Raw genomic sequence first — 3,084 nt, 5'->3', positions numbered from 1 at the left:
CGACCGGCTTCCGAAGGTTTCAACGTCTTCTGAAGTTACGGATTCAGGTGATAATCTTCCATAAGAAAAAGATAAAATTCCCTGAGCCAGATCATATATGCCAAAGATTGATAACCAGGATATTGTGATTTCACAGAACACGAACGACACCACTGCGAAAACCAACCTCATTCGAACAAATAAAAAAACATTCAAACAGGAAACTATATGGACAAGAAGTTCACTTCTTATGGAATTATATAGCCAAAATAGAGTTTTGATTCTTCCGCGGATTACACCAAACTTGGCATTGATAAGTACCAGAAGGCTATCCGGGAATAGGCTGCCCTATGCGGCAACTGCTCCTGCGTTACTCCAGGAGGCTGTCCGAGAATAGCAGCCGTAGCGAGGATGGCAGAAAATTGAAGATAAAAATCCGCTTTTTTCGGCAAATAGCCCTTCTATTCCCCTCAAAATCAGAAATTTTTATCCTCAATTTCTTGCAATCCTCGCTACCGGGGCTGCTGGACGGGCGCTATTCTCGTACAGCCGTCTGATTCTTGATCAAACGTATCAATTGAAGACTTTCAAATATGTTCTTTTTATCGTTTTCCGAAAGATGCCTTGTGTTCACTGTTCTGACAAAGTCTTGCTGCAGCTTATTGTCAAAGGCCCCTCCGGCTTTCAGGTATTCGCTGATTCTAACCACAATTTCAACACCAAGTTCCAAAACCTTTGGTCTGACCTCAGAATCTAAATCCCGATATTCACTGTTTTCAGGACGAGTAGACAACCAGTCAGCCATATAACGATATTGAATCGCCTTGGCAGCATCCATCTGTGCCTGGAAGAAATCAGCAATAGAGTCCGGTTGTAAACCTGCCTGCTGTGCATCGATCAATGCTTTCTCAAGCACTTGCTTTTCTTGGGCCAAGTCTTCGACCGCACTGTGGTTTTTAGCCTTGAATAAGGCAACATCTTGCATGTAGGTCAAGCGCTGATTGATTAACTGAAAGATTCCATTCGACATTGTATCTGCAATCGTCAAGGTAGAGAGTGTCAAGCTGAGTAACCCTGTGAGAACAAGCTTCATGACTTCCTCAAAAGTTTTCAGAGCCTGGAACCAGTTACATTCCATTGATTCAGCCAGTTCATATTTCACCCAAGACCTAAAATGTCGGCCAGAACCAACAGTGCTTAAGACGAAGCCTGAATTTATGAACATCCATTTTGTGGACCTGCACAGAATTTTTTAATCTCTGTCAATATCTCTCAGCAGCTCACGAAGTTTCTCTTTATTCTCAAGACTCAACCGGTCAGCCAGGCTCACTTCGTGGGCAGATATAACTTTATAAAGGCTGTGGTGGGACCTCAGCAAGCGACGAAATGACTCAAGGTGAGTCTCAATCAGCCAGTCGTATAATTGAATATCCGAAAGTTCAAAGGTCAGATTTCTGCCAGGGGGATTCTCTTCAAAATCCTCAGAAACACTGATCTCGGACACTACGCCTTCATCAGAATCAGAATCAGAATCGCCAGAATAATCATCATCCTCATCGGGTTCAAGCCCTAGCCTGACAAAATCAGCCAGTGAAGCGCTGTCAATAGCCTCCATTTCTGACGCTGAAAAATGTGGGCTAAAACAGTATTCTAAATGTTCAGTTGGCAGATAAACAAAAGGTAGCAGGCTTACATCTCGGGGATGTTTATCTCTGGCGTTAACCAGCATGTTTTCCAGTTTGCGCTTATTATGCTCAGTTAAATCCCTGGAAATGATCTCAACAGTAGTATCCACCAAGTAAAACGTATCAGGAAAATCTGCCAGTAATTCAGCCAGATCTGCTTCATGGCTTTCCATCAGACTGTCGCTGATAACTCCCTTGAGACACCCGGCCCTTTCTGGAAAATTGTATTTGTACCAAGCCTTCAAAACAGTATCACATAAATCCAGCTTGTCATTTTTGGATAAACGTAAACTTAATCCCCTTCCGTCATCATAAGGATCATCATCAAGACGTAACAACACAGACAGTAAAGACTGGCCAAGATTATCAACACGATTCAGGCCAACCCCCATTTTTATCAAACGAATTATACAGGGAAGATTACGAAATTCGTGGTTATTGATCCTTTTTGCCATTTCGTTGATAGGGATCGCTCCCTCGCTGTCCTGCTCATGAACATCTACACCGAATTGAATAAGCAGCTCCAGAGATTGTTCATTGAGTCTACCCCCATAAATCAAATGGTGCAGGGGACTATTCCCGTCTTCGAGTTTTTCAGTGCTAGCTCCGGCCCGCAGAAGTAGCAGCGTTTTTCCCAGCCACGATGTATGCATAAGAGCGGCTGACAGGGCCGTTATGCCCTCATCATCAATGGCGTCAATGATGGCCGAATTGCCATTGGCATGTTCAAGCAATTTGGCCATGACTTCACTGCCACCGGCGGCATTACTGACGACGTGTAAGGGTGTCTTGCCCAGATAATCCCTGGCACTCAACTTTGCCCCCTGATCCAACAGGAAGCCTGCGATCTCACCCGGGTTCACGGTTGCCGGTGTGCGCCTTTGCTGTACGCTACAACTCTCCTTGCAAAACAGGTGTAGCAATGTTTGCTGTGCAGTATTCACAGGCTGATTGATATCAAAACCGCTTTGACCAAGGTACCATGCCAGCTTGTTTTTTATGTTTGGGTCCCGAGGCTGCAATGAACCATGCCAAAGGACCACACGATTGGGACTCCACGCCAGACAGCCAATATGCGTGGCCATTTTGGCATTAATATCAATTGATCGATCCTGCAACAGTGTGTCGAAACTCTGAATGTTTGCACAATCCTGAAAAAGAATATCGCACTGGCACTGGGGGAAACGAATCAATGACTTCGAGTTTTCGCTTGTGCTTACGCTATGACCATTAAACTGAGCATTTTCGGATATGACAAGATGCTCACAAACAACCACTGGAAAAGGAATGTCCAAAACATTTTTCAAATTATCAAGATTGGCCAGTACCATGGAAAACACCTTGGAGTAATACTTTTAACTAACGACTGGAATAGCCCCGATCAATGTTTACAAAATCCAAAATTGTTACAACAAACAAC

At 44.0% G+C, this 3,084-nt stretch carries 2 protein-coding genes; both read right to left on the bottom strand.

Annotated features, from left to right (window positions below; genetic code table 11):
- Positions 1-514 precede the first annotated feature (514 nt).
- Positions 515-1,141: a chorismate mutase gene (locus KDK14_RS17410; RefSeq protein ID WP_257266456.1), complete on the bottom strand. Its 627-nt coding sequence runs from the start codon at positions 1,139-1,141 to the stop codon at positions 515-517.
- A gap of 90 nt (positions 1,142-1,231) precedes the next feature.
- The gene (locus KDK14_RS17405; protein ID WP_257266454.1) at positions 1,232-2,995 is read right to left on the bottom strand and encodes an ankyrin repeat domain-containing protein; all 1,764 of its coding nucleotides are present in this window, start codon (positions 2,993-2,995) and stop codon (positions 1,232-1,234) included.
- Positions 2,996-3,084 lie beyond the last annotated feature (89 nt).

This window comes from Endozoicomonas sp. ONNA2 (genome assembly GCF_024606365.1).
Taxonomy (GTDB): Bacteria; Pseudomonadota; Gammaproteobacteria; order Pseudomonadales; family Endozoicomonadaceae; genus Endozoicomonas.
This window is presented reverse-complemented; position numbering and strand designations above follow the sequence as displayed.

Bases quoted from the DNA above. Each gene is read 5' to 3' on its own strand.
- KDK14_RS17405 (WP_257266454.1), bottom strand. From the start codon at position 2,995: ATGGTACTGGCCAATCTTGATAATTTGAAAAATGTTTTGGACATTCCT.